Origin of the sequence: Pseudomonas sp. BNK-45, assembly GCF_047456255.1 — a bacterium.
GTDB lineage: Bacteria > Pseudomonadota > Gammaproteobacteria > Pseudomonadales > Pseudomonadaceae > Aquipseudomonas.
In genome coordinates this window covers 3,014,826-3,039,738 of record NZ_CP179909.1, presented here as the reverse complement: position 1 = coordinate 3,039,738, position 24,913 = coordinate 3,014,826, and the positions used below count along the sequence as shown (strand labels likewise).

Below are 24,913 nucleotides of genomic sequence, written 5' to 3'. Positions count from 1 at the left end.
ATGAAAACACCCTTGAGCCTCCTGGCCGCCTGCCTCCTGCTGACCGCCTGCAACAGCCCCGCGCCACGCCCGGACAGCGGGCTGCAAGCCCCCGCCACCTGGCAAACCGCCGATACCCCCGCCGCCCAGGCCGACAACCGGCACTGGTGGAGCCAGTTCGCCAGCCCGGAGCTGGACCGTTTGATCGCCCAGGCCCGCGAGAGCAGCTTCGATCTGGCCGCAGCGGTGGCCCGGGTGCGCCAGGCCCAGGCCAGCGCGGTGATCGCCGGCGCGCCACTGCTGCCCGAGCTCAAGGGCGGGCTCAACGCCAACCGGCAGAAACTGCTGCGCGGCAAGGGCTACAGCCAGTTGGACGCCACCCGCGATAACCAGGCCGTGGACTATTTCGACGCCAGCCTCAGCGCCAGCTACGAGGTCGACTTCTGGGGCGGCCGGCGAGCCGCCCGCGACAGCGCCCTGCTGGGCGTCAAGGCCAGCGAGTTCGACCGCGCTACCGTGGAGCTGACCCTGCTCAGCGGCGTCGCCAACAGCTACACCCAGGCCCTGGCGCTGAGCGAACAAAGCCGCATCGCCCGGCTGAATCTGGACAACGCCCTGAACGTGCTCAAGCTGGTACAGACCCGCTACGACTCGGGCTCGGCCACGGCTCTGGAGCTGGCCCAGCAACGCAGCCTGGTCGCCGCCCAGCAACGCCAGTTGCCCCTGCTGCAACAACAGGCCGAGGAAGCCCGGATCACCCTCGCCGCCCTGCTCGGGCAACCGGTGCAGGGGCTCAACCTGGGCCAACAGGACTTCGCCCAACTGCAATGGCCGAGCATCAACGCCGGCGTCCCCAGCGACCTGCTGACCCGGCGCCCGGACATTGCCAGCGCCGAAGCCAGACTGGCCGCAGCCCAGGCCGACGTCAAAGTGGCGCGCGCAGCGATGCTGCCCAGCGTGACCCTGACCGCCAGCCTCGGCTCCGGCGCCAGCCACGCCCCGGACCTGCTGCGCAGTCCCTTCTACAACCTCGGCGCCGGGCTGGTGGCGCCGATCTTCAACGCCGGGCGCCTGAGCGCCGAACGGGACAAGGCCACGGCCCGCCAAGCAGAACTGCTGGAAAGCTATCGCGGGGCGATCATCAACGGTTTTGCCGACGTGGAAAAAGCCCTCAACAGCATTCGCGGCCTGGACCAGCAACGTCAGTGGCAGAGCGAGGAGTTGAACCAGGCGCAACGGGCCTTCGAGATCGCCCAGAGCCGCTACCAGGCCGGCGCCGAAGACCTGCTGACGGTGCTCGATACCCAACGCACCCTGTACGCCGCCCAGGATCAGCACGTGCAACTGCGGCTGGCGCGGCTGCAGTCGAGCATTGCCCTGTACAAGGCCCTGGGTGGCGGCTGGAATCACTGAATCACCAAAGGCTCGCATAGCCAGCGGCATCACCACTGGCCATCGTCGCAGCGACGGCCAGGGTCCTGATGACCTAGAATCGTGCGCCCACCAACGACGCGAGCAACACCCCTACCATGCCCATCGGAACCGAGCTGGACGCCGCCCTGGCAGACGTGCTGTCGATGCTGAAAAGAGCATTCCCGAACGGAGTCAGCCCAACCGATTACCGCCCTCTTCTGGCAGCGCTATATGAACATCTGTCAGATCGAAACCTGGCGAATGTCATCTCACAGCTCACCCACAAGGATCCGGATCTGGTCCTCAACGAGATCTACGAGGCCGTGACCAGCAAGAAACCGAAAGCTCAGGAGATAGCATCGCTAACTCGGCTCCTGAACCATCACGGAGCGTCTGAAACCCTGGCCGACACCTGATGCCTCGCCCCTCAAGAAGACCAGGACAATGAACTTCAGTGAATTTGAACAACTGCTGGATGCCAAGAAGAGCCTCCATCCGATCTGGTTTGAGATCCCTGCGGACAGGACTGCCACCGAGGAGGACATCATTGAGGCTCAAAATGACCTGGATCTGAGACTTCCTGCCGAGTACAGCCAGTTCCTGCAGAAGCATGGGGGCGGCTACTTTGCCTTGGGAATCGTTTACTCACTGGACAGAGACAGCGATTTCAACCTGGCCAGAATCAATCGACAACACCCACTGATTGGCAAGTGTCATCTGTTGTTTTCAGAAAACGGCTGCGGCGACTTCTACGGCTTCCGGATTGAAAATAACCAATGCCTGGCAGAGGTGTACTTTTTTGATCATGAAACCCAAGCATGGCAGCAGACCGGATACCCAGAACTGTTCAGCTTCCTGGCCGAAGTCGCCCTTTCGATCTGACCCCCTAGCAACGACCTCCAGATTCGAAGTTCACGATCAGTCCGGCGCCGCTATAGCAGCCGCTGCCTGACCTTCAAATGCCGCGCATACCAGGGCCGGCGCGGCACCTTGCGCAGCAGATCGGCCAGCTGCTTTTCATCCTCGATAAAGGTGATGCGCAGTGCCAGCTTCATGGTTTCCGGGTCCATCTCCACGGTCTTGCCGGTCTGCAATCCAGGGATAGTGCTGCAACCGTGAGTCACCGGCCCCAGCCAGGGATCGCCGGCCTCGACCCAGCGCCCCGGGGCGAACCAGGGCACACCGTTGACTTCCAGGCGCTTGAGTTCGCCGGGATGGAAACGCTCATGGGCGCGGAACCAGTCCTCCAGGCGGTCGTCGATCCAGCCATGAAAACGCCAGAACACCGGGCTGACATGGGAGGAGAACGGATCGCCGAGAAAGTCGTTTTCCGGCTGGTACCAGCGCGGGGAAAAGTCCGCCGGATCGCGGGCCATGGGCACCGGCGCACCGCTGGAAGGGTCCCGCGGCACCGAGGCCCAGCGCATGTGCAGCCAGTCGTGCAGGCCCAGTTCGATTTCCGAGCCGAACTGACCCAAGGTCAGCTTCGCCAGGTAGCGCGGGTCACGGTATTGCGATTCCCAGACCTGGAAGTTGCTGTGGTAGGTCTCGCCGGCCTTGATGTCGCTGACCCACTGGCTGTACTCGTCATCGTCATGGGCCAGCCAGGTCGGCGGCAGGGAGCCACCGTCATGGTTGTCGAAGTAGCGGGCGAACCCCGGGCGATCGCGCAGCAGTTCCGGCTGCGGCAGGGGGAAATGCTGCCAGGACGGCAAGTCCTGCATGGAGCGCGCGGTACCGAGCATGTGCCGGTGCATGAAGAAAAAATCGATGCCCGAGCCGTTGCGGTCCTTCTTCGGACCGCGCGCATCGCGCTCCTGGCCCCGGGGGCCGGGCTGCCAGCCGATGCCGCGCAGGGCGTCGCGCTTCTCTTCGGACAGCCGGTGCCACTTGTCCCGGGTCGCGTGCCATAGCTGGTGGAACAACCGATGCTCGGGGGACACCAGCCAGGCCAGCAAGGTGGGATTGAGGCCGATACGCTGGCGGGCCTCGGGAAACATCTGCTTGGTGGCGACAAAGCGATTGTCCAGGGCCGGCAGCGCCAGGGGCCGGTCCAAGCGCTCGACACGACCACTGAGGGTGCCGCTGCCGGCATTGGCGAAGTCGGCCCAGACCTCATCCAGGCTCATCTTGAATTCATAAGCGGCAGCACCGTCCAGCGCGCTGGCCGGGATCAGCCGCCAGTACAGTTCAGCCGGCTGCGGGTTCACCAGGTCGCCGACGATCCGATAGCGCGGCTCGGCCTCAGCACGCAGCGCCTCGGCACTATCCAGGTAGCCGCACAGGCCGCGACCGCGCTGGGCGACATCGAGGAACAGCTCCAGGCCCTGTGACGGCAAGCCGTCAAGCCCGGCATCGGCGCCCTCGAAGCGAATGCTCCAGATGCCCCGCAACTGGTCCGCCAAGCGTTGTCCGGCGGTATCCGCCAGGTCCACCGTGGCCTCGCCCGGGGTGACCGGGAATTCCTCGCGCGTCAACTCGCGATGCACGTAAAACGCCGCCGGCACCGCAGCGCCAGTCAGCGCCAGGCCCGCCATGAACCCTCGTCGAGAAATCGTCATTGCCCTACCTGTGTCAGCCCTGATGCAGGCTTTATCCAAGCTAGGACGTTTGTTGCCCAAGGAAATTTAGCGCCCGCGCGGGGCGGTTAAATTTCCTCGCCACTGGCTCGTCCTTCCCAGATAGCAAAGGCCCCCGTGCCTGCACCTTGACGGCGAATCCGACTGAGATGGCAATGACAAAACCACGTTCGAAGAAGGCTCTTTACATCGGCCTGCCGCTGGCACTGGCGATTGGCGCCGGCGCCGGCTTCCTGGCCTGGGACTATTGGTTCAGGGACAACCCGGGCTACCCGGTCAAGGTGATGAAACAGGCCGAAGAACTGCAGGAGCGCATCCTCTCCTTCGACAGCCACATCACCGTGCCCCTGGATTTCGGCAGCACCGGCAACGAGGCCGACAAGGACGGCAGCGGCCAGTTCGACCTGGCCAAGGCCGGACGCGGACGCCTGTCCGGCGCAGCCCTGACGATCTTCGGCTGGCCGGAAATCTGGAACGGGCCCAATGCCCCCCATCGCCCCACGGCGGGGTTTGTCGACGCCGCGCGCAACGAGCAGGAAGCGCGCTACAAGATCCTCACCGGCATGGTCCGCGACTTCCCCAACCAGGTGGGCATTGCCTATACCCCGGACGACTTCCGCCGCCTCAACGGTGAAGGCAAGTTCGCGGTGTTCCTCAGCATGCTCAACGCCTACCCCCTGGGCACCGATCTCGACCAGCTCGATCACTGGGCGGCCCGGGGCATGCGCATGTTCGGCTTCAGCTACGTGGGCAACAACGCCTGGTCCGACTCCTCGCGTCCACTGCCGTTCTTCAACGACACCCCGGACGCCCTCGGCGGCCTGTCCGAGCTGGGCCGGCAGGCCGTGCACCGACTCAACGACCTGGGGGTGATCATCGACGTCTCGCAGATGTCGACCCATGCCCTGGAGCAGGTCAGCCAACTCAGCCGCGCGCCCTTCGTCGCTTCGCACTCGGCGCCCCGGGCCCTGGTGGATATCCCGCGCAACCTCAGCGACAAGGAAATGCAGCTGATCAAGGACAGCGGCGGCGTGGTGCAGATCGTCGGTTTCCCCACCTACATCCGTCCCCTGAGCCAAGCGACCCGGGACAAGCTCAACGCCCTGCGCGCGCGTTTCGACCTGCAACCCTTGACCGGGCTGGAAATGGCCCTGATGCCCGGCGACGCCATCATCACCGTGTGGCCCGAACAGCGTTTCGGCGAATACGCCGGCGAGCTGTACAGCATTGTCGAAGCAGAACCCAAGGCCACCCTCAAGGACTTCGGCGACGCCATCGACTACGCCGTGAAGAAGATCGGCATCGACCACGTCGGCATCAGTTCGGACTTCAACGACGGGGGCGGCCTGGACGGCTGGAAGGATGTCAGCGAGGGCCGCAACGTCACCGCCGAACTGCTGCAGCGCGGCTACAGCGAAGCGGATATCGCCAAGCTCTGGGGCGGCAACTTCCTGCGGGTCTGGGAGCAGGTGCAGAAATCCGCCAAGCCCCTGGCCCATCGCTGATCCCCCCTTTTGCCAACCAGTGAAATGAGCTCATGACCGATCGCCGTACATTTCTCAAACAGGCCGGCATCCTCGCCGCCGGCCTGCCTCTGGGCGCCGGCGCCCTGGCCGCGTCCGGCACCAGCACTAGCGCCCCGTCCCCTGCGCCCAAGGACCCATGGGCGCAACTGCGCCTGCTGTTCGACCAGGACCCGGACTCCATTCACTTTTCCAACTTCCTGGTGACCTCGCACCCAAGGCCCGTGCGTGAAGCCATCGAACGGCATCGCGCCAATATCGACCGCAACCCGGGGCTGGCCATGGACTGGGACCTGCAGGAACCCTGGAAACGCGAGGCCGAGGTGCGTCGATGGGCGGGCCGCTACCTGCAAGCCAAGCCCGGCCAGATCGCCCTCACCGGCAGCACCAGCGAAGGCTTGGCGATGATTTACGGCGGCCTTCACGTGAGGCCCGATCAAGAGATCCTGACCACGGTCCACGAACACTACGCCACCGAATACAGCCTGAATTTCCGCGTGGCCAAACAAGGCACCCAGGTGCGCAAGATCAGCCTGTTCAAGGACCCGCACCGGGTGTCCAAGGATGAAATCCTGGGCTCGATCAAGCGCAGCATCCGCCCCAATACCCGAGTCCTGGGCATGACCTGGGTGCAGTCGGGCAGTGGCGTGAAGCTGCCGATCGGCGAGATCGGCCAGTTGGTGGATGAGTTCAACCGCAACCGCGACGACAAAGACCGAATCATCTATGTGGTGGATGGGGTCCACGGGTTTGGCGTGGACAACCTGGACTTCCCCGACATGCACTGCGACTACTTCATTTCCGGCACTCACAAGTGGATGTTCGGCCCTCGCGGCACCGGGATCATCTGCGCCCGCTCCGAAGAGCTCAAGGACGTTACCCCCAGCGTGCCGACCTTTTCCGAGGACAACAATTTCGCTACCAGCATGACCCCCGGCGGCTACCACGCCTTTGAACACCGCTGGGCCCTGGATGAAGCCTTCAAGCTGCACTTGCAACTGGGCAAGGCCCAGGTCCAGGCGCGCATCCACGCCCTCAACAGCTACCTCAAGCAACGTCTGCAGGAGCTGCCCCAAGTGGAGCTGGTCACCCCCCTGAGCCCCGAGCTGTCAGCGGGCTTCACCTTCTTCCGGATCAAGAATCAGGACTGCGACCAGTTCGCCGCCTACCTGATGGCCAATCGGGTGGTGGTCGACGCCGTGGAACGGGACGTCGGTCCGGTGATCCGTACCGCGCCTGGCCTGCTCAACGACGAACAACAGATCGATCGCTTCATGGACCTGCTGCGCAAAAAGGTCTGAAACCGCTCCTCCTTGCGCCCTGCGTCACTTTTAAAAAGAGAGTCATGATGAAACAGCATTCACTGAGCACCGCCCTCCGCCCGCCCCTGGCCAGCCTCTCCCTGGCCTTGCTGCTGAGCCTGTTGCTGCCGACCGCCGCCCAGGCCGCCGCCTCGCCCCAGCCGGGCAAGGTGTTCAAGGACTGCAAGGACTGTCCGGAAATGGTGGTGCTACCCGCCGGCACCTTCACCATGGGTACCCCCGCTGACGAGGTCGGCCGCCAGGAGGACGAAGGTCCGATGCATGAAGTGACCTTCGCCAAGTCATTCGCCATCGGACGCTTCCAGGTCCTGGCCGGCGAATGGGCCACCTACCTGAAGGAAACCGGCTACCAGATGCCCGACGGCGACACGCGCCCCGGTCGCGAATGCAAGGCCGGCAAACCCCGCTACCCAGTCGGCCCGCGCCAACCGGCGGTGTGCATGGACTTCAACGAAGCCCAGGCCTACACCGCCTGGCTGTCCAAGCGCACCGGCCAGCACTACTACATCGTCAGCGAAGCCATGCGCGAATACGCGGCCCGCGCCGGCAGCACCGGCCCCTTCCCCTTCCCTTTCGACGAGGGCAAGGAATACAGCATTGCCAAGCACGCCAACACCTACGGCCCGGAAGACGGCTTCAGCTTCACTTCGCCCGCCGGCTCCTTCCCCCCTAACGCCTTTGGCGTCTACGACATGCACGGCAATGTCTACGAGTTCACCCCCGACTGCTGGCATGACAGCTATGTCGGCGCCCCCACCGACGGTAGCGCCTGGACCGAGCCCAACTGCAGCGTCCTGCAGATGCGCGGCAACGACTGGACCGAAGCGCCGATTTTTTCCCGCTCAGGCAACCGCAACAACATCTACCCCACCGATCGTGGTGACTGGCTGGGGTTCCGGGTTGCCCGCGACCTTTGACCCTTCCCCTCATCGACTGACGGAGACACACCATGAAAGCAGCTTTGTTCACCCTGTCGCTGAGCGACGGTTCCACCGCCAGCGTGCATGACGCCGAAGAGAACCAGGGCAGCCTGCACACCGAGGGCTTCGCGGCACTGACCTTTCGCAGCGATGGCGAACTGATCGAGATCGCCGGCGAGATTGCCCCCAACTACCCGGCCAGCGCGCTGCTGGCCTTGTTGGGCGGGCATTTCTGCTACAAGAAAAAGTCCGCCCAGGTGCGGGTTCGCCTGCGTGCCAGCCGCGACTTTGCCGTGTCAGCCATCCGCCAGGGGGTCTTTGACACCTTGCTCGCCGTCGATGCCCACCAAGTGGAGCTACAGTGCCGACGCAGTACCTTCTGGCAGCACCCGCTGCCCTGGCTCAGCGCTCCGGCCAGCGCCCACACCGCGCCCTTCTACCAGTTCAGCGGCGAGAAACGTCACCCGCAACGCCCGCCACTGCCCCAGGGCGAGGTGTACCGCCGTCGTCTGCCGGGGCTCAACACCGAGTTCAGCCTGCGCACCATCGATCCGGACCGTGACCTGCAAGCCTTCAATCGCTGGATGAACCTGGAACAGGTGGCGTTCTTCTGGGAGCAGGCCGGCAGCCTCGACGAGCACGCCGCCTATCTGCAAGACATGCTCGCCGACCCGCGGGTCCATCCGCTGATCGGCTGCTACGACGACGAGCCCTTCGCCTACTTCGAAGTCTACTGGTGCAAGGAAGACCGCATCGCCCCCTACTACGACGTGCAGGACCACGACCGCGGCTGGCACGTGGTGGTGGGCGAGAACAAGCACCAGGGCATCGGCAAGCTCAAGGGCTGGTTCAATTCGCTGATGCACTACATGTTCCTGGATGATCCACGTACCCAGCGCATCCTTGGCGAACCGCGCATCGACCATGACCGGCAGATCGACTTCCTCAAGTCCCAGGGCTTCGGTCACTTGAAGGACATCCAACTGGCCCACAAGAAAGCCGCTCTGCTGCGCCTGGAACGCGAGTTCTTCTTCGATCGGCCACTTTGAGCTGATCCAGCGGTCGCTGCAGCCTCCCGGCAGCGACCGGCGCACGGCGCGACGCCGGGCCTGCGCTAAATCCCCCCAGTGCCACTTCGTCTTCTCTGCAACGGTCTTGAGTCAAGCCCCGTCCCGAACGCGACAGCCTCCTCAAGCCCGGCATTGCAGCGCACTGCACGCCGCGTCGCGCTGTGCACCCCGGACCCTTGCCCGTATGTCGATCCATTTCAGAGGAAGCGCACCAGATGAACCCGACGGCTGCACCCCGGCCCCCATGCCCCAACGCAAACCGCCTCTCACCCGCCCTTATCCGTGCTTGAACCAGGAGTCATCATGAACAGCCCTCCGCGTAGCCGCAGCGCCATCCGTGACCTGCTGGGCCTGCTCAAACCTTTCTGGCCCACCGTGGCCGTCTCGATCGTGCTGGGCATCATCGGCGGCCTGAGCATCACCGTCCTGCTGGCGACCATCAACCAGGCCCTGAACGGCGCCGACGGCCTCAGTCGCGGCGTGGTCCTGACCTTCGCCGGGCTGTGCCTGCTGGCGCTGCTGTGTTCGATACTGTCGGACATCGGCAGCAACTACGTCGGCCAGCACATCATCAGCAAGCTGCGCAAAGACCTGGGGGAAAAAGTCCTCAGCGCGCCCATCGAGCAGATCGAACGCTATCGCAGCCATCGCCTGATCCCGGTACTGACCCACGACATCGACACCATCAGCGACTTCGCCTTCGCCTTTGCGCCACTGGCCATTTCCCTGACCGTGACCCTGGGCTGCCTGGGTTACCTGGCCCTGCTCTCATGGCCGATGTTCCTGCTGATGCTGGTGGCCATCGTGATTGGTTGCAGCGTGCAGTTTGTTGCGCAAACCAAGGGCATCAAGGGCTTCATGGACGCCCGGGATGAAGAGGACAACCTGCAAAAGCACTACAACGCCATTGCCGACGGCGCCAAGGAACTGCGCATCCACCGGCCGCGCCGCAACCGCATGTTCAACCAGCGGATCAAGCACAGCGCCGAGCACATCTGCAACAAACAGATCGAGTCGGTGAACATTTTCATCGTCGCCAAGACCTTCGGCTCCATGCTGTTTTTCGTGGTCATCGGCCTGGCCCTGGCCCTGCAGTCCTTCTGGCCCAACAACGACCGCGCAGTGATGAGCGGCTTCGTCCTGGTGCTGCTGTACATGAAGGGCCCCCTGGAATTGCTGATCGGCAACCTGCCGATTGTCAGCCGCGCCCAGGTGGCCTTCCGCCGTATCGCCGAACTGTCCGAGCGCTTCTCCTCCCCCGAACCGCACCTGCTGCTCAGTGAAACCGCAAGCCAACCCCAGACCGTGCACAGCCTGGAACTGCACGATGTGCGCTACGCCTTCCCGGCCGTCGAAGGCAGCGCGCCCTTTGCCCTGGGCCCGGTGAACCTGCGGATCAAGCAGGGCGACATCGTCTTCATCGTTGGCGAGAACGGCTGCGGCAAGACCACCCTGATCAAGCTGCTACTGGGCCTGTACCGACCCCAGGAAGGCGAGATCCGCCTCAACGGCCGCCCTGTCACCGCCGAGACCCGCGACGACTATCGACAACTGTTCACCACCATCTTTGCCGACTACTACCTGTTCGATGACCTGGTCCAGGGTGGCGAACAACTGCCCGAAGAGGCCGAACAGTATCTGCGCCGCCTGGAGATCGGGCACAAGGTGAGCATCCGCGACGGGGCCTTCACCACCACCGATCTGTCCACCGGACAACGCAAGCGACTGGCGCTGGTCAACGCCTGGATCGAGGAACGCCCGGTGCTGGTGTTCGACGAATGGGCCGCCGACCAGGACCCGACCTTCCGGCGGATTTTCTACACCGAGCTGCTGCCGGACCTCAAACGCCTGGGCAAGACCATCATCGTCATCTCCCACGACGATCGCTATTTCGACATTGCCGACCAGTTGGTGCGCATGGAAGCGGGCAAGGTCAGTTGCGAACTCGAACCGGCCTGATTTTTTCGTATCGGCTTTCCGGTTTTCGGGAAGTCGAACGTCTCATAACAAGTTTGAGAAACATTCACATTTAAAACGAATTCCCATTGCCGCTTAATAAGAGCAAATGAACATGCCAGCACCTCTTGGACTCACCCCCCTGAAGAAAGCCCTGCTCATGCGCCATGCGCTGCGGCCGAGCTTGCGTCCCTATCTGCTTGGGGCCGTATTGGCGCTGCCCTGTGCCGCCCAGGTACAAGCCCAGCAAGCCAATTTCGATATTCCTGCACAGTCCCTGGGCAGCGCCTTGCAGACATTCGGCCAGCAAGCCGACCTGCAAGTGCTCTACAACCAGGACAGCGTCCAGGGCAAGCGCAGCACGGCGATCAAGGGCGCCTTGCAGCCCGACCAGGCCCTGTCGCAACTGCTGCGCGGGACCGGGGTGAGTTATCAGCGCCAAGGCAACACCGTGACCCTGGTGCAAAGCAGTGGGGCTGTGGAGCTGGGGACCATGAACATTTCCACTCAGGGGCTGGGGAGCACCACTGAGGGGACCGGTTCCTACACCACCGGGCAAAGCAACTCGGCCACGCGCATGGACCTGTCGCTGCGTGAAACGCCGCAGTCGGTGAGCGTCATCACCCGCCAGCAGATGGATGACCAAGGGTTGACCGAACTGGCGCACGTCATGCAGCAGACCCCCGGGATCACGGTCAACCGCGAGAGCTCCGAAGGCTACGTGTATTACTCGCGGGGCTTTGAAATCCAGAACTTCCAGTACGACGGCATTCCCAGCCTGGGCACCGACGGCGGCAACATCCGCGACAACTACAGCATCGGCAACACCCTGATCTACGACCGTATCGAAGTGCTCAAGGGCGCTACCGGCCTGGTCAACGGCATCGGCTATCCGTCCGGGGTGATCAACATGGTGCGCAAGCGCCCCACCCGGGAATTCCAGGGCCACGTCGCCGCCGGCGCCGGTTCCTGGGACCGCTACACCAGCGAAGTGGACGTTTCCGGCCCGCTGGTGGAAGGCGGTGCGATACGCGGACGGATGGTGGCCGGCACCGGCAAGCGCAACAGCTTCATCGACTACCAGAAAGGTGAACAGAACGTCTTCTACGGCATTCTCGAAGGCGACCTGAGCGATTCCACCACCCTCAGCGTCGGCTACGACTACCAGAAGAACAACAACGACGCCACGACCAACACCAGTTTGCCGGTGTTCTACAAGAACGGTAATCGGATCAAGTTCTCCCGTTCCACCAACCCGGCGGACAAGTTCGCCTACCGCAACCAGGAAACCCAGCACGCCTTTGTCGGCCTAGATCACCAGTTCGACAACGACTGGACCTTCAAGGCGACAGTCAATACGCGCAAGTACACCTCGCGGGAAATCATCGCCGGCATGTCCAGCGAGCACGTCAATCTCGACAACAGCCAGGACTATGGCTACCTGCCGCCGGGCGGCGTGGCCAACTTCGGCTCCAACAGCGACGAGAAATCCTTCGATGCCTACGCCAAGGGTCCGTTCGCGCTGTTTGGGCGCACCCACGAACTGGTGCTGGGCTACAACTATTCCCACGCCACCACCCGCTCCAAGCGTATCGACGGCACCACCACTGGAGTCATCGACGACGTGCTGAACTGGAACAACAGCATGCCCTACCCGACCGACTGGGCCTGGTGGTCGACCTTCGACATCAAGAGCACCCAGAAAGTCTCCTACGCAGCGGTGATCCTCAAGCCCACCGATGCCCTGAACTTCATACTCGGTGCCCGGGTCACCGACTACGACTGGCAGATCGATCGGGTCAACGCCCTGCGCCAACTGCCGAGCATCTCCACCACCAACTCCGGGGAAGTCATTCCCTATGCCGGCATCACCTATGACCTGGACGACTACCACACGGTCTACGCCAGCTACACCGACATCTTCAAACCGCAGCCCTACAGCCTGGACGTCAGCGGCAAGTCCCTGGAGCCGCTCACTGGTCAGAGCTACGAAGTGGGGGTCAAGGGTGAATACTTCGACCGTCGCCTGAACGCCAGCCTGGCGCTGTTCCAGCTCAAGCAGGACAACCTGGGCGAGAATACAGGCGTCATGGGCGTTGACGGCTTCGAGGCCATGCGCGCGATCAAGGGCGCCACCACCAACGGCGTCGAACTGGAAATGGCCGGTGAAGTACTGCCGGACTGGAACGTCAACGCCGGCTACGTCTACCAGGAGTCCTACGACGCCAAGAACAAGCGCGTGGCCACCACCCAGCCACAGCACTTGTTCAAGGTAGCCACCACCTATCGCCTGCCTGGCGAACTGAACAAAGTCACCGTAGGCGGCAACATGCAATGGCAGAGCTCGACCTCCTTCGTCGACAACAGCTTCGTCGATGCCGCCTACAACCAACTGCCCAGCCACAAATTCACCCGTGCCAGCTACGCCGTGGTGGGCCTGATGAGCAGCTACGACTTCAACCAGAACCTCAAGGCCACGGTCAACCTGAACAACGTCTTCGACCGCAACTACTACAGCGGTATCGGCACCTACAACTCGATCTACTACGGCGACCCGCGCAACGTCATGTTCAACGTCAAATACAGCTTCTGATTCCCCCTAGTTGAACCCCTCCCTGCCCCGGTCACCGGGGCGGGGATTTTTTTGCCCGAGGCGCCAGCATCGACCCGACGTTTCGCCCCCAGTCTTCGGCATTGCCATTGGATTTGCGCTCCGGCGAAGAGGCCCGCAAGCCATACAGCGCCCGAGCCAAAGCCTTGTTGGCAAGCCAGCTTCAGGGGGAATGAGTGCGCGCGTTCAGCTTCAGGCCGGCCGCAAGGCCGCCGTCTGGCTCTTGATTTTGATCTTGATCTGAACGCCCCGTTAACCACGATGGCCGAACGCAGGCATTGAGCCGTGGGTAACCCGGCAGGGATGCCGGGTTAGCCGCCACCCGGCCAGGGATGGCCGGTGGCGGCGGCCCACGGATCAATGCCGGAGTTCGGGCATGCCTCGCTATGCGAGGCACCGAGTGGAGGGGCAAAGCCCTTTGGTTACTTTGGGGCCCCAAAGTGACTCGCCGTAAGGGCGAAACCTCCATCCGCCGCACCCGCAGCAATGGATATGCCCCCTCCCAACCGCCAGCGGCCAGCCCCGCAGCAATGGAGCTGTACTCCAACCCACGCCGCAAAAGCCCAACCACCACCAGATTTCCCCCATCCAAAAAAAACGGGAGAACAGTCACCTGTCCTCCCGCCCATCACACCAATCAACGATACCTAAACCCCTAACAGCACCTCCCGCCTAACCGGCGTCCCGCCCTGCTGCGCCAACGCCAACACCTGCGCCAGCGACCGCACCGCCGAACCATCGGCCAACAGCCAGAGCATCTGCACCAACTGCAGATTCAGCGCCTCTACCGCCGCCTCGCTGAAGGCATTGAGACGATGGTCATAGTGGAACTGCAACTGCCCCTTGAGCTCGACATACAAAGTCAACGCCGAACTGGTCTGCTCGAAGCTGTGCATGCTCTCCAGACGCAAATCACCGACATCCCCACCCGCCGACGCCGCACTGACCGGATAGTTCTCGAACACGATCACCGTGTCGCTCAACTCCCCGCCCGGCAACCCGGCCCAGCGTTCGATATCGCTCAAGGCACTGTAGCCATGCTCACGCATCAGCAGGTTGCGTCCTTGCAGCGCCTGCAGCCAGTCACCCACGCTCTGCTCTGGCTCGATACTGGCCACCAGCGGCACATCGTTGATGTACAGCCCCAACTGCTGCTCGATGCCCTTGAGCTGTGGCGGGCGTCCGGCGATGGTGGCGCCGCAGGCCACCGTCGACTGACCGCAATGCACATGCAGGAGCAACAGCCAGGCCGCCTGCACCAGGGTGTTGGCGGTGATCTTCTGCTGCCGGGCGAAACGGGTCAGTTGCTCGGTCTGGGCCTCGTCGAACTCGAAGTAATGCTGACGATGCCCACCCCGCTGCCGATCGCCCTGGGCCATCGCGCAGGCACTGAGCAAGGTCGGCACCTTCAGTGGCTTGAGCTGTTCACGCCAGAAGCGTTCGTCGGCCTGCTGGTCACGGGCCTGCAGCCAGGCAATGTAGTCATGGTAGCCAGCCGGTCGGTGACTGATGGCCTGCCCGGTGTAGGCCGCCAACACATCGTTGAACAACTGGAACCCGCTCCAGCCGTCCAACAGGATGTGATGGTTGGTACAGATCAGCCGGTAGCGTCCCTCCCCCAGCTTGATCGCCTGCAGACGCAGCAACGGCGCCTGGGACAGGTCGAAGCCCTTGAGCCGGTCAGCCAGGGCCAGACGCTCCAGCGCAGCGCTACTCAACACAGTGCCGTCGAGCTCCTGGAACGGCACCTCGACCTGCTTGTGGACCACCTGCAGCGGCTGCACCAGGGACCCGCCCCAGACAAAACGGCTGCGCAGGATCTCATGGGTATCCATGGCCTGCTGCCAGGCCTGACGCAGTCGCTGCGGGTCGACGCCTTGCACATCCATGCACATCTGGTTGACGAAATCCCCCGCCTCATGGTCCTGCAACTCATACTGCAACAAGGCCTGCTGCATCGGCGCCAATGGGTAGATGTCCTCGATCTGCGCCGGCACCAGCGTCAGGGCGTCGAGCTGTTCCTGGGTCAGCCGCGCCAGCGGGAAGTCCGATGGCGTAACGCCGCCGCGGGCCTGGCAGCAATGCTCCACCAGTGCCTGCAGCGCCTGGACATAGTCCTGGGCCAAAGACTCGATCTGCGCACTGTCGAACATGCGCTGACTGAAGCTCCAGTCCAGGCGCAACTGGCCGTCGTACACCTTGCCGCTGATGGACAGCCAGTTGCCCAGGGGCGCATCGATGCTGGCATCCGCGCCATGGGCCTCGGGCGCCGGAATGAATAGCGCCTGAGGATCATCGAAACTGCCGTCGAACTGCCCCAGGTAGTTGAAGGTGACCCGAGGCTGGGCAAGCCCCTGCAACGCCTCGCGACTGGCGGTATCCCCCAGGTAACGCAGGGCACCGTAGCCGATCCCCTTGTTGGGAATGGCCCGCAGCTGTTCCTTGATCCGCTTGATCGAAGACTCGGCGCTATCCCCGGCGCTCAGGCGCACCGGGAACACCGAGGTGAACCAGCCCACGGTGCGGCTCAGGTCCAGGTCCTCGAAGAGTTGCTCACGCCCGTGGCCTTCCAGCTGGATCAGGGTCGAAGGCTGTCCGGTCCACTGCCCCATGACCTGGGCCAGGGCCGCCAGCAACAGGTCGTTGACCTGGGTCCGGTAGGCGGCTGGAGCGCGTTGCAGCAAGCGTTGGGTGGTCGCGGCATCGAGCTGGACCTGCACGCTGCCAGCGTCACGGCTCAAGGCCTGGGTGCCAGGTTCGACCCCAGGCAACGATGCCTGTGCGCCCGCAAGTTGCGCGCGCCAGTAGGCCAGTTCGGCCCGGGCCTCGGGCCCATGGGCATAGGCTTGCAGGCGTCGGCCAAAGGCCTGATAAGAACTGCTCTTGGCAGGCAACTGCAGCGCTTGCCCGGCCAGCGCCTGGGTGTAGGCGCTTTGCAGGTCCTCGAACAACAGGCGCCAGGACACGCCATCCACCACCAGGTGATGGGCCACCAGCAACAAGCGCTGAGTGGAGTCCGCCAGGGTCACCAACAGCGCCCGCAACAAAGGCCCGCGCTGCAGGTCGAGACTGCACTGGACCTTCTCGCAGAGCTGCTCCAGCTCGGCGGCGTTGGCGGCTTCGGCCTGCCACAACAGGTCCGGACCGGGCCCGGACTGATCCAGCGGACCATGGCTGGCACTCCAGCCTGCGCTCCCCTGCTGGAACTGCAGACGCAATCCGTCGTGATGTTCAAGCAAGGCTCGCAAGCCCTGCTTCAGGGCCAGCGGGTTCAAGGGCGTGGCCGGAATCAGCAGCACCGACTGATTGAAATGGTGCCGCTGGGGAATCGGCTCGGCAAAGAACAGACGCTGGATCGGCAGCAGCGGCATGTCGCCGCTCACCGGTCCCTGGTCGATGTCGTCCTGCACCCCGCACTGCGCCACCGCCGCCAGCCCTCCGATGGTCTGTTGCTCGAACAGGTCCTTGGGGGTAAAGCGGATCGAGGCCTGACGCGCTCGACTGACCAACTGCAGGGAGATGATCGAGTCCCCGCCCAGCTCGAAGAAGTTGTCGGTCAGACCGACCTGCGCCAGCTTCAGCACGTCCTGCCAGATCTGTGCGAGGCGCTTCTCCAGATCGCTGCGCGGCGCCACATAGGCGTGGCTGGCCTGGACCATTTCCGGCACGGGCAGCGCCTTGCGATCCAGCTTGCCATTGGGCGACAGCGGCAAGCGTTCGAGAAACAGCCAATAGGACGGCACCATGTAGTCGGGCAGGCAGGCCTTCAACGTCTGGCGCAGGGTTTCACGCAACCTTTCCTGGTCTTGCTCGTCCTCACGCGCGGTCGCGGCCGGCACCAGATAAGCCACCAGCCGCCGGCCATGGGCGGTGTCCTGGGCCAGAACCACCGCCTCGCTGACCTGTTCGTGGGCCATCAACCGCGCTTCGATTTCGCCCAGCTCGATGCGGAAGCCACGGATCTTCACCTGGTTGTCGATACGCCCCAGGTACTCGAACACCCCGTCACTGCCCTGGCGCACCACATCCCCGGTGCGATACAGACGTCCCCCCAAGGGGCTGTAGGGATCGGGAACAAAGCGTTCGGCGGTCTGCGCGAAACGCTGCAGATAACCTCGCGCCAAGCCATTGCCGCCGATGTACAGCTCTCCGGCGACCCCCACTGGCAAGGGATTGAGATCGGCATCCAGGACATAGGCGCTGCGCTCGCCGACGCAATGGCCGATGGGCGCATAAGCAGCCTTGCAAGGCTCACCGGCAGCGGTTTTCCACACCAGCGGCGTGACCACGGTTTCGGTGGGCCCGTAACCGTTGATCATGTACTGGGGACGCAACACCTGCTGGACCAGCTCGAAGCTGGCCTGCGGCATGGCATCGCCGCCAAAGCTGTAGAGGCGCATGGGCGGCGGGTTGCCGACCCGCTGCACATGTTCCGCCAACTGATGCAGGTACGCCGGAGGAAAACCGGCCATGGTCACGCCATGGCGGCGAATCGCTTCACAGGTCTGCTGCGGGGTCCACAGGCTGTCGTCACGCAGCAGCAGGCTGGCGCCGCAGACAAAGGCGGTCAGCCAGCGTTCATGAGCGCCGTCGAAGGAAAACGACAGGAAGTGCAGTTCACAGTCCTCGGGCGTCATGCCATAGCGTTCGCCGGTGGTGCGACAGTGCATCGCCAGCGGACCATGGGCCACGGTCACGCCCTTGGGCTGACCGGTGGAACCCGAGGTGTAGATCACATAGGCCAGGCTCTCTGGCGCCACTGTTACCGCAGGCGCGGTCAGCGGATGCTGCCCGACCTCCAGGCGCGACAGATCGAGCACCGCCAGACCGGCGGCCGAAGGCAGGCGCTGCAACGACTCGGTGTCACTGAGCAACAGGGCCATGCCGGAATCCGCCATGAGGTAGGCCAGGCGGTCGGCTGGGTAGCTCAGATCCAGCGGCACGAAGGCGCCGCCGGCCTTGAGCACCGCCAGCAAGGCCACCAGCAGCCCCTCGCCCCGGGGCAATGCCACGCCGACCCGGACCTCCTGGCCGACCCCGCGGGCTACCAGTTCATGGGCCAGGCGGTTGGCTCGCTGGTCCAGTTCTGCGTAAGTGAAGCGCTGCCCGGCAAACAGCACCGCCTGACGCTCCGGCCAGCGTTGTGCGAGGGCACCGATGCTCTCGTGTACCGCCGGCTCGATCCCCGGCGCGACGGGCGCTATGCATTGGCTCGCCGTCTCGGCCGGGGTCAGCAGCTCGATGGCGCCCAGTTGCAACTGGGGGTTATCAATCAGTTGCGCCAGCAGGTGTAGCAGATGGCCGTTGAGGCGCTCGATCACCGCCGCGCTGAAGGCCTCCCGGGCATAGCCGTAGCTGATGCTCAGGCGCTGCTCCAGCGCCACCGCCACCGACAACGGATAGTTGGTGCGTTCACGACTGTACACGGCACCGAAGCGCACGCTGGAAGCCTCCTCCTGCTCCAGGGCCTGGGCCACCGGGTAGTTGTCGAAGACCAGCAGGGTATCGAACAGCGCTTCACCGCTGCTGCCGGCCCAGCGCTGGATATCGTTGAGCGGCGTATGTTCGTATTCGCGCAGTTGCAGATTGTGCGCCTGCACCTGTTGCAGCCACTGCGCCACGCTCATCTGCGCATCGGGGGTGGCGATCACCGGCAAGGTATTGATGAACAGACCGATCTGCTGCTCGATCCCCGGCAGCTCCGAAGGACGCCCCGCCACCGTCGCGCCAAAGGCCACGGTGCTCTGTCCGGTATAGCGCTGCAACAGCAGGAGCCAGGCCGCCTGCAACAGGGTGTTGGCGGTGATTTTCTGCTGCCGGGCGAAGGCCACCAGGCGCTCGGTCCACGGCTGGGTCCAATCATGGTGGAGCTCGCCATGGCCGGCATCCGCGCCCGGGTTTTCCAGGGCGATGCTGCCTGCCAGCCGGGTCGGGGTCGACAAACGCCCCAGTTGCTCGCGCCAGAAACTTTCACAGGCGCTCAGATCCTGGCGTTGCAGCCACTGGATGTAGTCGCGATAACGCCCCGGAGCCTGTGGCGGCACCACCCCGGCGTAGCGTTGCAGGACCTCGTTCATCAACTGCGAACTGCTCCAGCCATCCATCAGGATGTGGTGGTTGGTGTAGATCAGTTGGTAGTCCTGGGCCGTGGTCTGCACCAGGCACAGACGCAACAACGGTGCACGGTCGAAATGCGCACACAGGCTGCGTTCTTCGCCGGCCAGCGCGTCAAGGGCAAGCTCGCTGGCCTGCCCGTCCGACCAGTCGAGCACCCGGAACGGCAGCACCAGCTGACGCTGGACAATCTGCACCGGTTGCTCCAGCTCCGCTTGCCAGTGGAAAGAGGTACGCAGGATGTCGTGGGCCTGCAGGGCATCTTCCCAGGCCCGGCGGAAACGCTGCGGGTCCAGGCCCTGCACCGACACCCGGAGCTGATTGACGTAATCGTCGCTGGCCTGCTCGTAGAGGGTGTGGAACAGCATGCCCTGCTGCATCGGCGACAAGGGGTACAAGTCGGCGATGGTACGTGGGGCCACCGGCAGCGCATCCAGCTGAGCCTGGTTCAACCCGGCCAGGGGGAAGTCCGATGGCGAGACGCCCGCCGAGGTATCCAGGGTGCAATGCTCGATCAGCGCCTGCAGTTCCAGCAGGTAATCATCGGCCAGGCGCTGAACCGTCTGCGGCTTGAACAACTGATGGCTGAAGCTCCAGCTCAGGGACAGTTCGCCCCCATAGACCTGGCTGTTGACCGTCAACCAATTGCTCAGTGGCGCCTCGTGGTGACGTTCGTCACCGGCCGCTTCCGGCGCCGGAGCCAAGAGTGACTGCGAGTCGAAGCTCTGGTCGAACTGCCCCAGGTAGTTGAAGGTGATCCTCGGCTGCGCAAGCCCCTGCAGGCGTTCGCGGACCGCGTCCGGCCCCAGGTAACGCAACGCGCCATAACCCAGGCCATTGGCCGGGACCCGACGCAAGTCCTCCTTGACCGCCTTGATCGAATCTGCGAGTAGCTGCGCCGGAGTCAGGCACAGCGGATAGAGACTGGTGAACCAGCCCACCGAACGCGACAGGTCGACATCGGCAAACAGTTCCTCGCGCCCGTGACCTTCCAACTGCACCAGCATCTGCGAATGCCCGGTCCAACGGCAGATCACGCGCGCCAGGGCGGCCAGCAACAGGTCGTTGATCTGTGTGCGATAGGCCTTGGGGACTTCCTGCAACAGCTGGCTGGTCAGCTCCCGAGGCAGCCGGGCATTGATCGCCGTGCCATGGCACGCCAGGTTCGCCCCGGCGGGATAGTCCAGGGGCAGGCCCTGAGGCGCCTGCTCCAGTTGCCGGCACCAGTAATCCAGTTCGTCGGTGTGCCCAAGGCGCTGCGCCCAGTCTTGCAGGTGCACGGCCCAATCCTGGAAAGCACTGGTCTTGGACGGCAGGACCGGCACCGCCCCCTCGGCCAACTGCCGATAAAGGCTTTGCAGATCCTCAAGCAGAATCCGCCAGGACACGCCGTCCACCACCAGGTGATGGATGACCAGCAGCAAACGCTGGCTGCCATCGTCCAGGTCCATCAGCACCGCGCGCAACAGCGGCCCCTGTTCCAGGTCGAGACTGCTCTGGGCCTGTTGGCCCAGTGCCTGAATAGCTGCGGCATCCGCCACCCACTGCCGCCAGAGGCTGACCGGCTCGGGATGCTCCTGGTGTTCGGCCTGCCAGAGGCCGGCGTGCTGTCGGTACCTCAGGCGCAACGCATCGTGCTGCACCAGCAGTTGGTTCAGGGCGCGCTCCAGCAGCGGCACCTGCAACGGCTCGCGAGGGGTCAGCAGCAGCGACTGGTTCCAGTGCCGGCGCTGGGGAATGTCGCTGGCAAAAAATACCTGCTGGATCGGCGTCAGCGGCATCGGGCCACGCACCGGCCCCTGATCGATGAACAAGGCCGTGCCTTGCTTGGCCACCGCTGCCAGCTCAAGAATGCTCTGGCTGCGGAACACGTCCCGGGAGGAAATCTGCAAGCCCGCCTGGCGTGCGCGGCTGACCATTTGGATGGCGATGATCGAGTCGCCACCGAGTTCGAAGAAGTTGTCGTTGATACCGATTCGCGGCTGGTTCAAGACCTCCTGCCAGATATCCACCAGTGTCTGTTGCACGGGGTTCTGTGCCGCACGGTAGAGGTCCTGCGGACGGCCCTGCTCAGGGCGCGGCAAAGCCTGGCGATCCAGCTTGCCGTTGGGGCTCAGGGGCAGCGCCGGCAGCAACAGCAGATGGCTGGGCACCTGATGGGCCGACAGGTGCGCGTTCATGTGCTGCTTGAGCCCTTCCTTGCACTGATCCGGGTCGAGCCCGGACTGGCACACCAGATAGGCCACCAACTGCTTGCCCTGGGGTCCATCCAGGGCCAGTACCGCACACTCGCGCACCCAGGGATGACTGTGCAGGCAGGCCTGGATTTCTCCCGGCTCGACCCGGAAGCCACGAATCTTGATCTGCTGGTCGATGCGCCCGCAGAACTCGATGCTGCCGTCGCGGCGGTAGCGCACCTGATCGCCAGTGCGGTACAGGCGGGCGCCGCCCTGCGGGTCGAAAGGATCGGGGATGAAGCTGGCAGCGGTCAGCTCAGGGCGCCGATGGTAATCACGGGCCAGTCCGGCACCGGCCAGATACAGTTCGCCCAGGCTGCCGACGGCGGCCGGCTGGCCTTCGCTGTCCAGCACATAGGCGCGGACATTGGCCAGTGGCCGGCCCAGGGGAATCGACGCAGCCTGGGACCAGTCGCCCTCCACGGCCTGGGTCAGGGCGCCCACGGTGCTTTCGGTCGGCCCGTAGTGGTTGACGATCCGGCACTGCGGCGCCAGGCGCTGGATGCGCTCAACCAGGCTCACCGGGCAGGCTTCGCCACCCAGCACCAGGCACTGACGTGGCAGCACCGCGCCATTGTCCTCACCCAACAGCGCCGCCAGGTGCGAGGGGACAATTTTCAGCACATCGATCTGTTGCTGTTGCAGGTACTGGCCCAGGCCCGCACCGTCCACCGCCAGATCGGCGCTGATCACATGCAGCGCCTGGCCGCCGCACAGGGCACCGAACAGCACCGTGTGCCCAAGGTCCGCCGCCGGCGTGGACACCAGCGCCATGCTGCGGGCCGACGCCAGCGGCAGACGCTGATGAATGGCCGCCACGTAGTTGGCCAGGGCGCCGTGGCTGATGGTCACGCCCTTGGCCCGACCCGTTGAGCCGGACGTGAAGATCACGTACGCCAGGTGTCCGGGAGCCGTCAGGGGTTCGAGGTTGTCGGCACTCAGGGCCTGGCGTGCCGGCGAATCCTCAAGGGGCTCGATACAGAGCCCGGGCAGATCGGCAAAACGCCCGATCAGCTGCTGTTGGGCCAGCAACTGGGTAATCCCGCTGTCCTCGATCATGCCGTTGAGGCGTTCCTGCGGGTATTCGGGGTCCAGAGGCACGTAGGCGCCGCCGGCCTTGAGCACCGCCAGCAGGCCCACGATCATCTCGATCGAGCGTTGCGCGGCAATGCCCACCAGCACATCCGGCCCCACGCCGCACTCGCGCAACTGACGCGCCAGGCGGTTGGCCTGCGCATTGAGCTGTTGATACGTCAGTTGCTGCCCGGCGCAGACCACGGCCAGCGCATCGGGGCTGCGCACTGCATGCGCCTCGACACAGGCCGGTACCGACAGGGGGGACGCTCAAAGGCGCTGCCGAGGTTCCACTGCTCCAGTATCTGCGTGCGCTCTGCCGCATCGAGCATCGGCAGTTCGCCCAGGCGACGCTGCGGTTCGCGCACCACCGCCTGCAACAGGTTGTGCCAATGCCGGGCCATCTGCTCGATGGTCTGCGGGTCGAACAGGTCGCTAGCGTAGACCAGCGCTCCCTGCAGGCGCCCGCCTTCTTCATGGGTGTTGAAGGTCAGGTCGAAGCGCACGGATTCGCTGTCGCTGGCCAGGGCCTCGATCTTCAGCCCGGGAATCTCCACCCGCGCGCCTTCGTTGTCCCCCGCCAGGTGGTTGTAGAGCACCTGGAACAAGGGGCTCTGGTTCAAGCTGCGCTCAGGCTGCAGGGCATCGACCAGTTGCTCGAACGGCAAGTCCTGATGCGCCTGGGCCTCCAGCACCCGGGTCTTGACCTGGGCCAGCAACGCACTGAATGACTGCTGCGGGTCGATCTCGGCCTGCAGCACCTGGGTGTTGACGAAGAAGCCGATCAGCCCCTCGACTTCGGCCCGCGTGCGGTTGGCCACCGGCGTGCCCACGCGAATGCTGCGGGCACCGCTGTAGCGCTGCAGCAGCACCTGCAGGGACGCCAGCAGCACCATGAACAGGGTGCAGCCGGTACTCGCGGCCAGTTCGCGCACACCGCGGTCCAGGTCCTGATCGAAGACCATGGCGTGGCGCCCGCCCCGGGCACTGCGCAGCGACGGGCGCGGCCGGTCCAGAGGCAGTTCCAGGGTCAAGGGTTCGCTGCCCAGGCGCTCGCGCCAGTACTGCAACTGCCGCTCGGCTTCACCGGCTTCCAGCCACAGGCGCTGCCAAACGGCGAAGTCGGCGTACTGCACTGCCAGCGGCGCCAGGTCCGGCGCGCGCTGGTATTGGCGCCAGTGCACATAGGCGCTGGTCACCTCGCCCACCAGGATCGGCAGCGACCAGGCATCACTGATGATGTGATGGGTACAGAACAGCAGCACATGTTCCTGGGGCCCGAGCTTGATCAGGGTCGCCCGCAACAGCAGGTCGTGCTCCAGGTCGAAGGGGCGTTCGCCCTGCTCCGTCACCTGTTCGGCCACCTGTGGGCCGGCGTCCTCAAGGTGGCTGTAATCCAGCCGTTGCAGGAGGAATTCGCGCTGCGGATGAATCACCTGCATCACTTGCTGGCCGTGCAGGCTGAAGGTGCTGCGCAGCACCTCATGGCGGTCGATCAGGTACTGGATACTGCGTTGCAGATCGGCGTCCTGCAGGTCGCCCTGCAAGCGCAGCACCGCCAATTGGTTGTAGGCGCTGGAGGTGGGCTCCAGTTGCCAGAGAAACCACAGGCGCTGCTGGGCATAGGACGCGCACATCAGCGTCTGGTCCTGGCTGCGCCCAGGGATCGGCAACAGGTCCAGGGACAGCCCCTGCTCGATCATCTTGCGCTGCAAGGCGCTACGCTCCTGGGGGCTGAACGCGGCGAACCGCTTGGACAGCGCCAGCATGCGCTCGGGTAACGGATTCATCACTCCTGGGCCTCCGCAAACAGGGCTTCCAAGGCATCGACCTTGTCCCCTGTCACCCCGGAATCACGATGCAGCTCGACCTGTCGGGCCAGCAGCTCCACCGTTTCGCCCTCGAAGAACACCCGCAGCGGCAAGGACAGGTTGAGCTCGCTTTGCACCTTGGAGCGAATGCGCGTGGCCAGCAGCGAGTGACCGCCCAGGGCAAAGAAGTTGTCATGCACACCGACCCGCTCCAGTTGCAGCGCCTCTTGCCAGATGGCGGCCAGGGTGGCCTCCAGCTCGTTGCGCGGCGCCACATAGGCGCTGCCTTGCAGCTCCAGAGCGC

Annotated in this window: 13 protein-coding genes; 9 read left to right on the top strand and 4 right to left on the bottom strand. The window is 64.3% G+C overall.

The genetic code is table 11. The annotated features are described in order from the left end of the window. The 3 genes from ACMGG8_RS14140 to ACMGG8_RS14130 all read left to right on the top strand — a co-directional run bounded on the left by ACMGG8_RS14140 (window position 1) and on the right by ACMGG8_RS14130 (window position 2,274). A complete protein-coding gene (locus tag ACMGG8_RS14140) occupies window positions 1-1,392 on the top strand; it encodes an efflux transporter outer membrane subunit (protein WP_414159765.1) in 1,392 nt (463 codons plus the stop codon). Between the two features lie 116 nt (window positions 1,393-1,508). Then, window positions 1,509-1,808, top strand: a complete 300-nt coding sequence (locus ACMGG8_RS14135) for a DUF3349 domain-containing protein (protein ID WP_414159764.1) — start codon at window positions 1,509-1,511, stop codon at window positions 1,806-1,808. Between the two features lie 28 nt (window positions 1,809-1,836). Then, a complete protein-coding gene (locus tag ACMGG8_RS14130; RefSeq protein ID WP_414159763.1) occupies window positions 1,837-2,274 on the top strand; it encodes an SMI1/KNR4 family protein in 438 nt (145 codons plus the stop codon). A 50-nt stretch (window positions 2,275-2,324) separates the two neighbouring features. Here ACMGG8_RS14130 and ACMGG8_RS14125 read toward each other — a convergent pair whose 3' ends face one another. Further along, entirely contained in the window at window positions 2,325-3,953 is a 1,629-nt protein-coding gene (locus ACMGG8_RS14125) for a PvdJ/PvdD/PvdP-like protein (RefSeq protein ID WP_414159762.1), read from the bottom strand. A gap of 173 nt (window positions 3,954-4,126) precedes the next feature. Between ACMGG8_RS14125 and pvdM the strand changes: the two genes are divergently transcribed. The 6 genes from pvdM to ACMGG8_RS14095 all read left to right on the top strand — a co-directional run bounded on the left by pvdM (window position 4,127) and on the right by ACMGG8_RS14095 (window position 13,355). Further along, window positions 4,127-5,476 carry a pyoverdine-tailoring dipeptidase-like protein PvdM gene (pvdM, locus tag ACMGG8_RS14120; protein WP_414159761.1) on the top strand — a complete coding sequence of 450 codons (1,350 nt, stop codon included), beginning with the start codon at window positions 4,127-4,129 and terminating at the stop codon, window positions 5,474-5,476. A gap of 32 nt (window positions 5,477-5,508) precedes the next feature. Then, window positions 5,509-6,795, top strand: a complete 1,287-nt coding sequence (locus ACMGG8_RS14115; RefSeq protein WP_414159760.1) for an aminotransferase class V-fold PLP-dependent enzyme — start codon at window positions 5,509-5,511, stop codon at window positions 6,793-6,795. 47 nt (window positions 6,796-6,842) lie between these two features. Continuing rightward, a complete protein-coding gene (locus tag ACMGG8_RS14110; RefSeq protein ID WP_414159759.1) occupies window positions 6,843-7,733 on the top strand; it encodes a formylglycine-generating enzyme family protein in 891 nt (296 codons plus the stop codon). A gap of 32 nt (window positions 7,734-7,765) precedes the next feature. Then, on the top strand, window positions 7,766-8,785 hold the full coding sequence (locus tag ACMGG8_RS14105) for a GNAT family N-acetyltransferase (RefSeq protein ID WP_060840282.1): 1,020 nt from the start codon (window positions 7,766-7,768) through the stop codon (window positions 8,783-8,785). Window positions 8,786-9,109: 324 nt separating this feature from the next. Then, window positions 9,110-10,765 (top strand): cyclic peptide export ABC transporter, encoded by a 1,656-nt coding sequence (locus ACMGG8_RS14100; protein WP_060840283.1) that lies wholly within the window; start codon window positions 9,110-9,112, stop codon window positions 10,763-10,765. Window positions 10,766-10,877: 112 nt separating this feature from the next. Next, complete coding sequence (locus ACMGG8_RS14095) at window positions 10,878-13,355, top strand: TonB-dependent siderophore receptor (protein ID WP_159426431.1); 2,478 nt, start codon at window positions 10,878-10,880, stop codon at window positions 13,353-13,355. A gap of 665 nt (window positions 13,356-14,020) precedes the next feature. On the opposite strand, the gene ACMGG8_RS14090 is transcribed toward ACMGG8_RS14095, so the two are convergent. From ACMGG8_RS14090 to ACMGG8_RS14080, 3 genes are read right to left on the bottom strand one after another with little or no spacing between them, the layout of a single operon-like run. Next, complete coding sequence (locus tag ACMGG8_RS14090) at window positions 14,021-23,026, bottom strand: amino acid adenylation domain-containing protein (protein WP_414159758.1); 9,006 nt, start codon at window positions 23,024-23,026, stop codon at window positions 14,021-14,023. Continuing rightward, on the bottom strand, window positions 22,978-24,588 hold the full coding sequence (locus tag ACMGG8_RS14085; RefSeq protein ID WP_414159757.1) for a condensation domain-containing protein: 1,611 nt from the start codon (window positions 24,586-24,588) through the stop codon (window positions 22,978-22,980). The genes ACMGG8_RS14090 and ACMGG8_RS14085 overlap by 49 nt, the downstream gene beginning before the upstream one ends. Next, window positions 24,588-24,884 carry a phosphopantetheine-binding protein gene (locus ACMGG8_RS14080; RefSeq protein WP_414159756.1) on the bottom strand — a complete coding sequence of 99 codons (297 nt, stop codon included), beginning with the start codon at window positions 24,882-24,884 and terminating at the stop codon, window positions 24,588-24,590. Before ACMGG8_RS14080 ends, ACMGG8_RS14085 begins: the two co-directional genes overlap by 1 nt. Between the last annotated feature and the right edge of the window lie 29 nt (window positions 24,885-24,913).

Bases quoted from the DNA above. Each gene is read 5' to 3' on its own strand.
- ACMGG8_RS14085 (WP_414159757.1), bottom strand. From the start codon at position 24,588: ATGAATCCGTTACCCGAGCGCATGCTGGCGCTGTCCAAGCGGTTCGCC.
- ACMGG8_RS14135 (WP_414159764.1), top strand. From the start codon at position 1,509: ATGCCCATCGGAACCGAGCTGGACGCCGCCCTGGCAGACGTGCTGTCG.
- ACMGG8_RS14100 (WP_060840283.1), top strand. From the start codon at position 9,110: ATGAACAGCCCTCCGCGTAGCCGCAGCGCCATCCGTGACCTGCTGGGC.
- pvdM (WP_414159761.1), top strand. From the start codon at position 4,127: ATGACAAAACCACGTTCGAAGAAGGCTCTTTACATCGGCCTGCCGCTG.
- ACMGG8_RS14140 (WP_414159765.1), top strand. From the start codon at position 1: ATGAAAACACCCTTGAGCCTCCTGGCCGCCTGCCTCCTGCTGACCGCC.
- ACMGG8_RS14130 (WP_414159763.1), top strand. From the start codon at position 1,837: ATGAACTTCAGTGAATTTGAACAACTGCTGGATGCCAAGAAGAGCCTC.
- ACMGG8_RS14115 (WP_414159760.1), top strand. From the start codon at position 5,509: ATGACCGATCGCCGTACATTTCTCAAACAGGCCGGCATCCTCGCCGCC.
- ACMGG8_RS14095 (WP_159426431.1), top strand. From the start codon at position 10,878: ATGCCAGCACCTCTTGGACTCACCCCCCTGAAGAAAGCCCTGCTCATG.
- ACMGG8_RS14125 (WP_414159762.1), bottom strand. From the start codon at position 3,953: ATGACGATTTCTCGACGAGGGTTCATGGCGGGCCTGGCGCTGACTGGC.
- ACMGG8_RS14105 (WP_060840282.1), top strand. From the start codon at position 7,766: ATGAAAGCAGCTTTGTTCACCCTGTCGCTGAGCGACGGTTCCACCGCC.
- ACMGG8_RS14110 (WP_414159759.1), top strand. From the start codon at position 6,843: ATGAAACAGCATTCACTGAGCACCGCCCTCCGCCCGCCCCTGGCCAGC.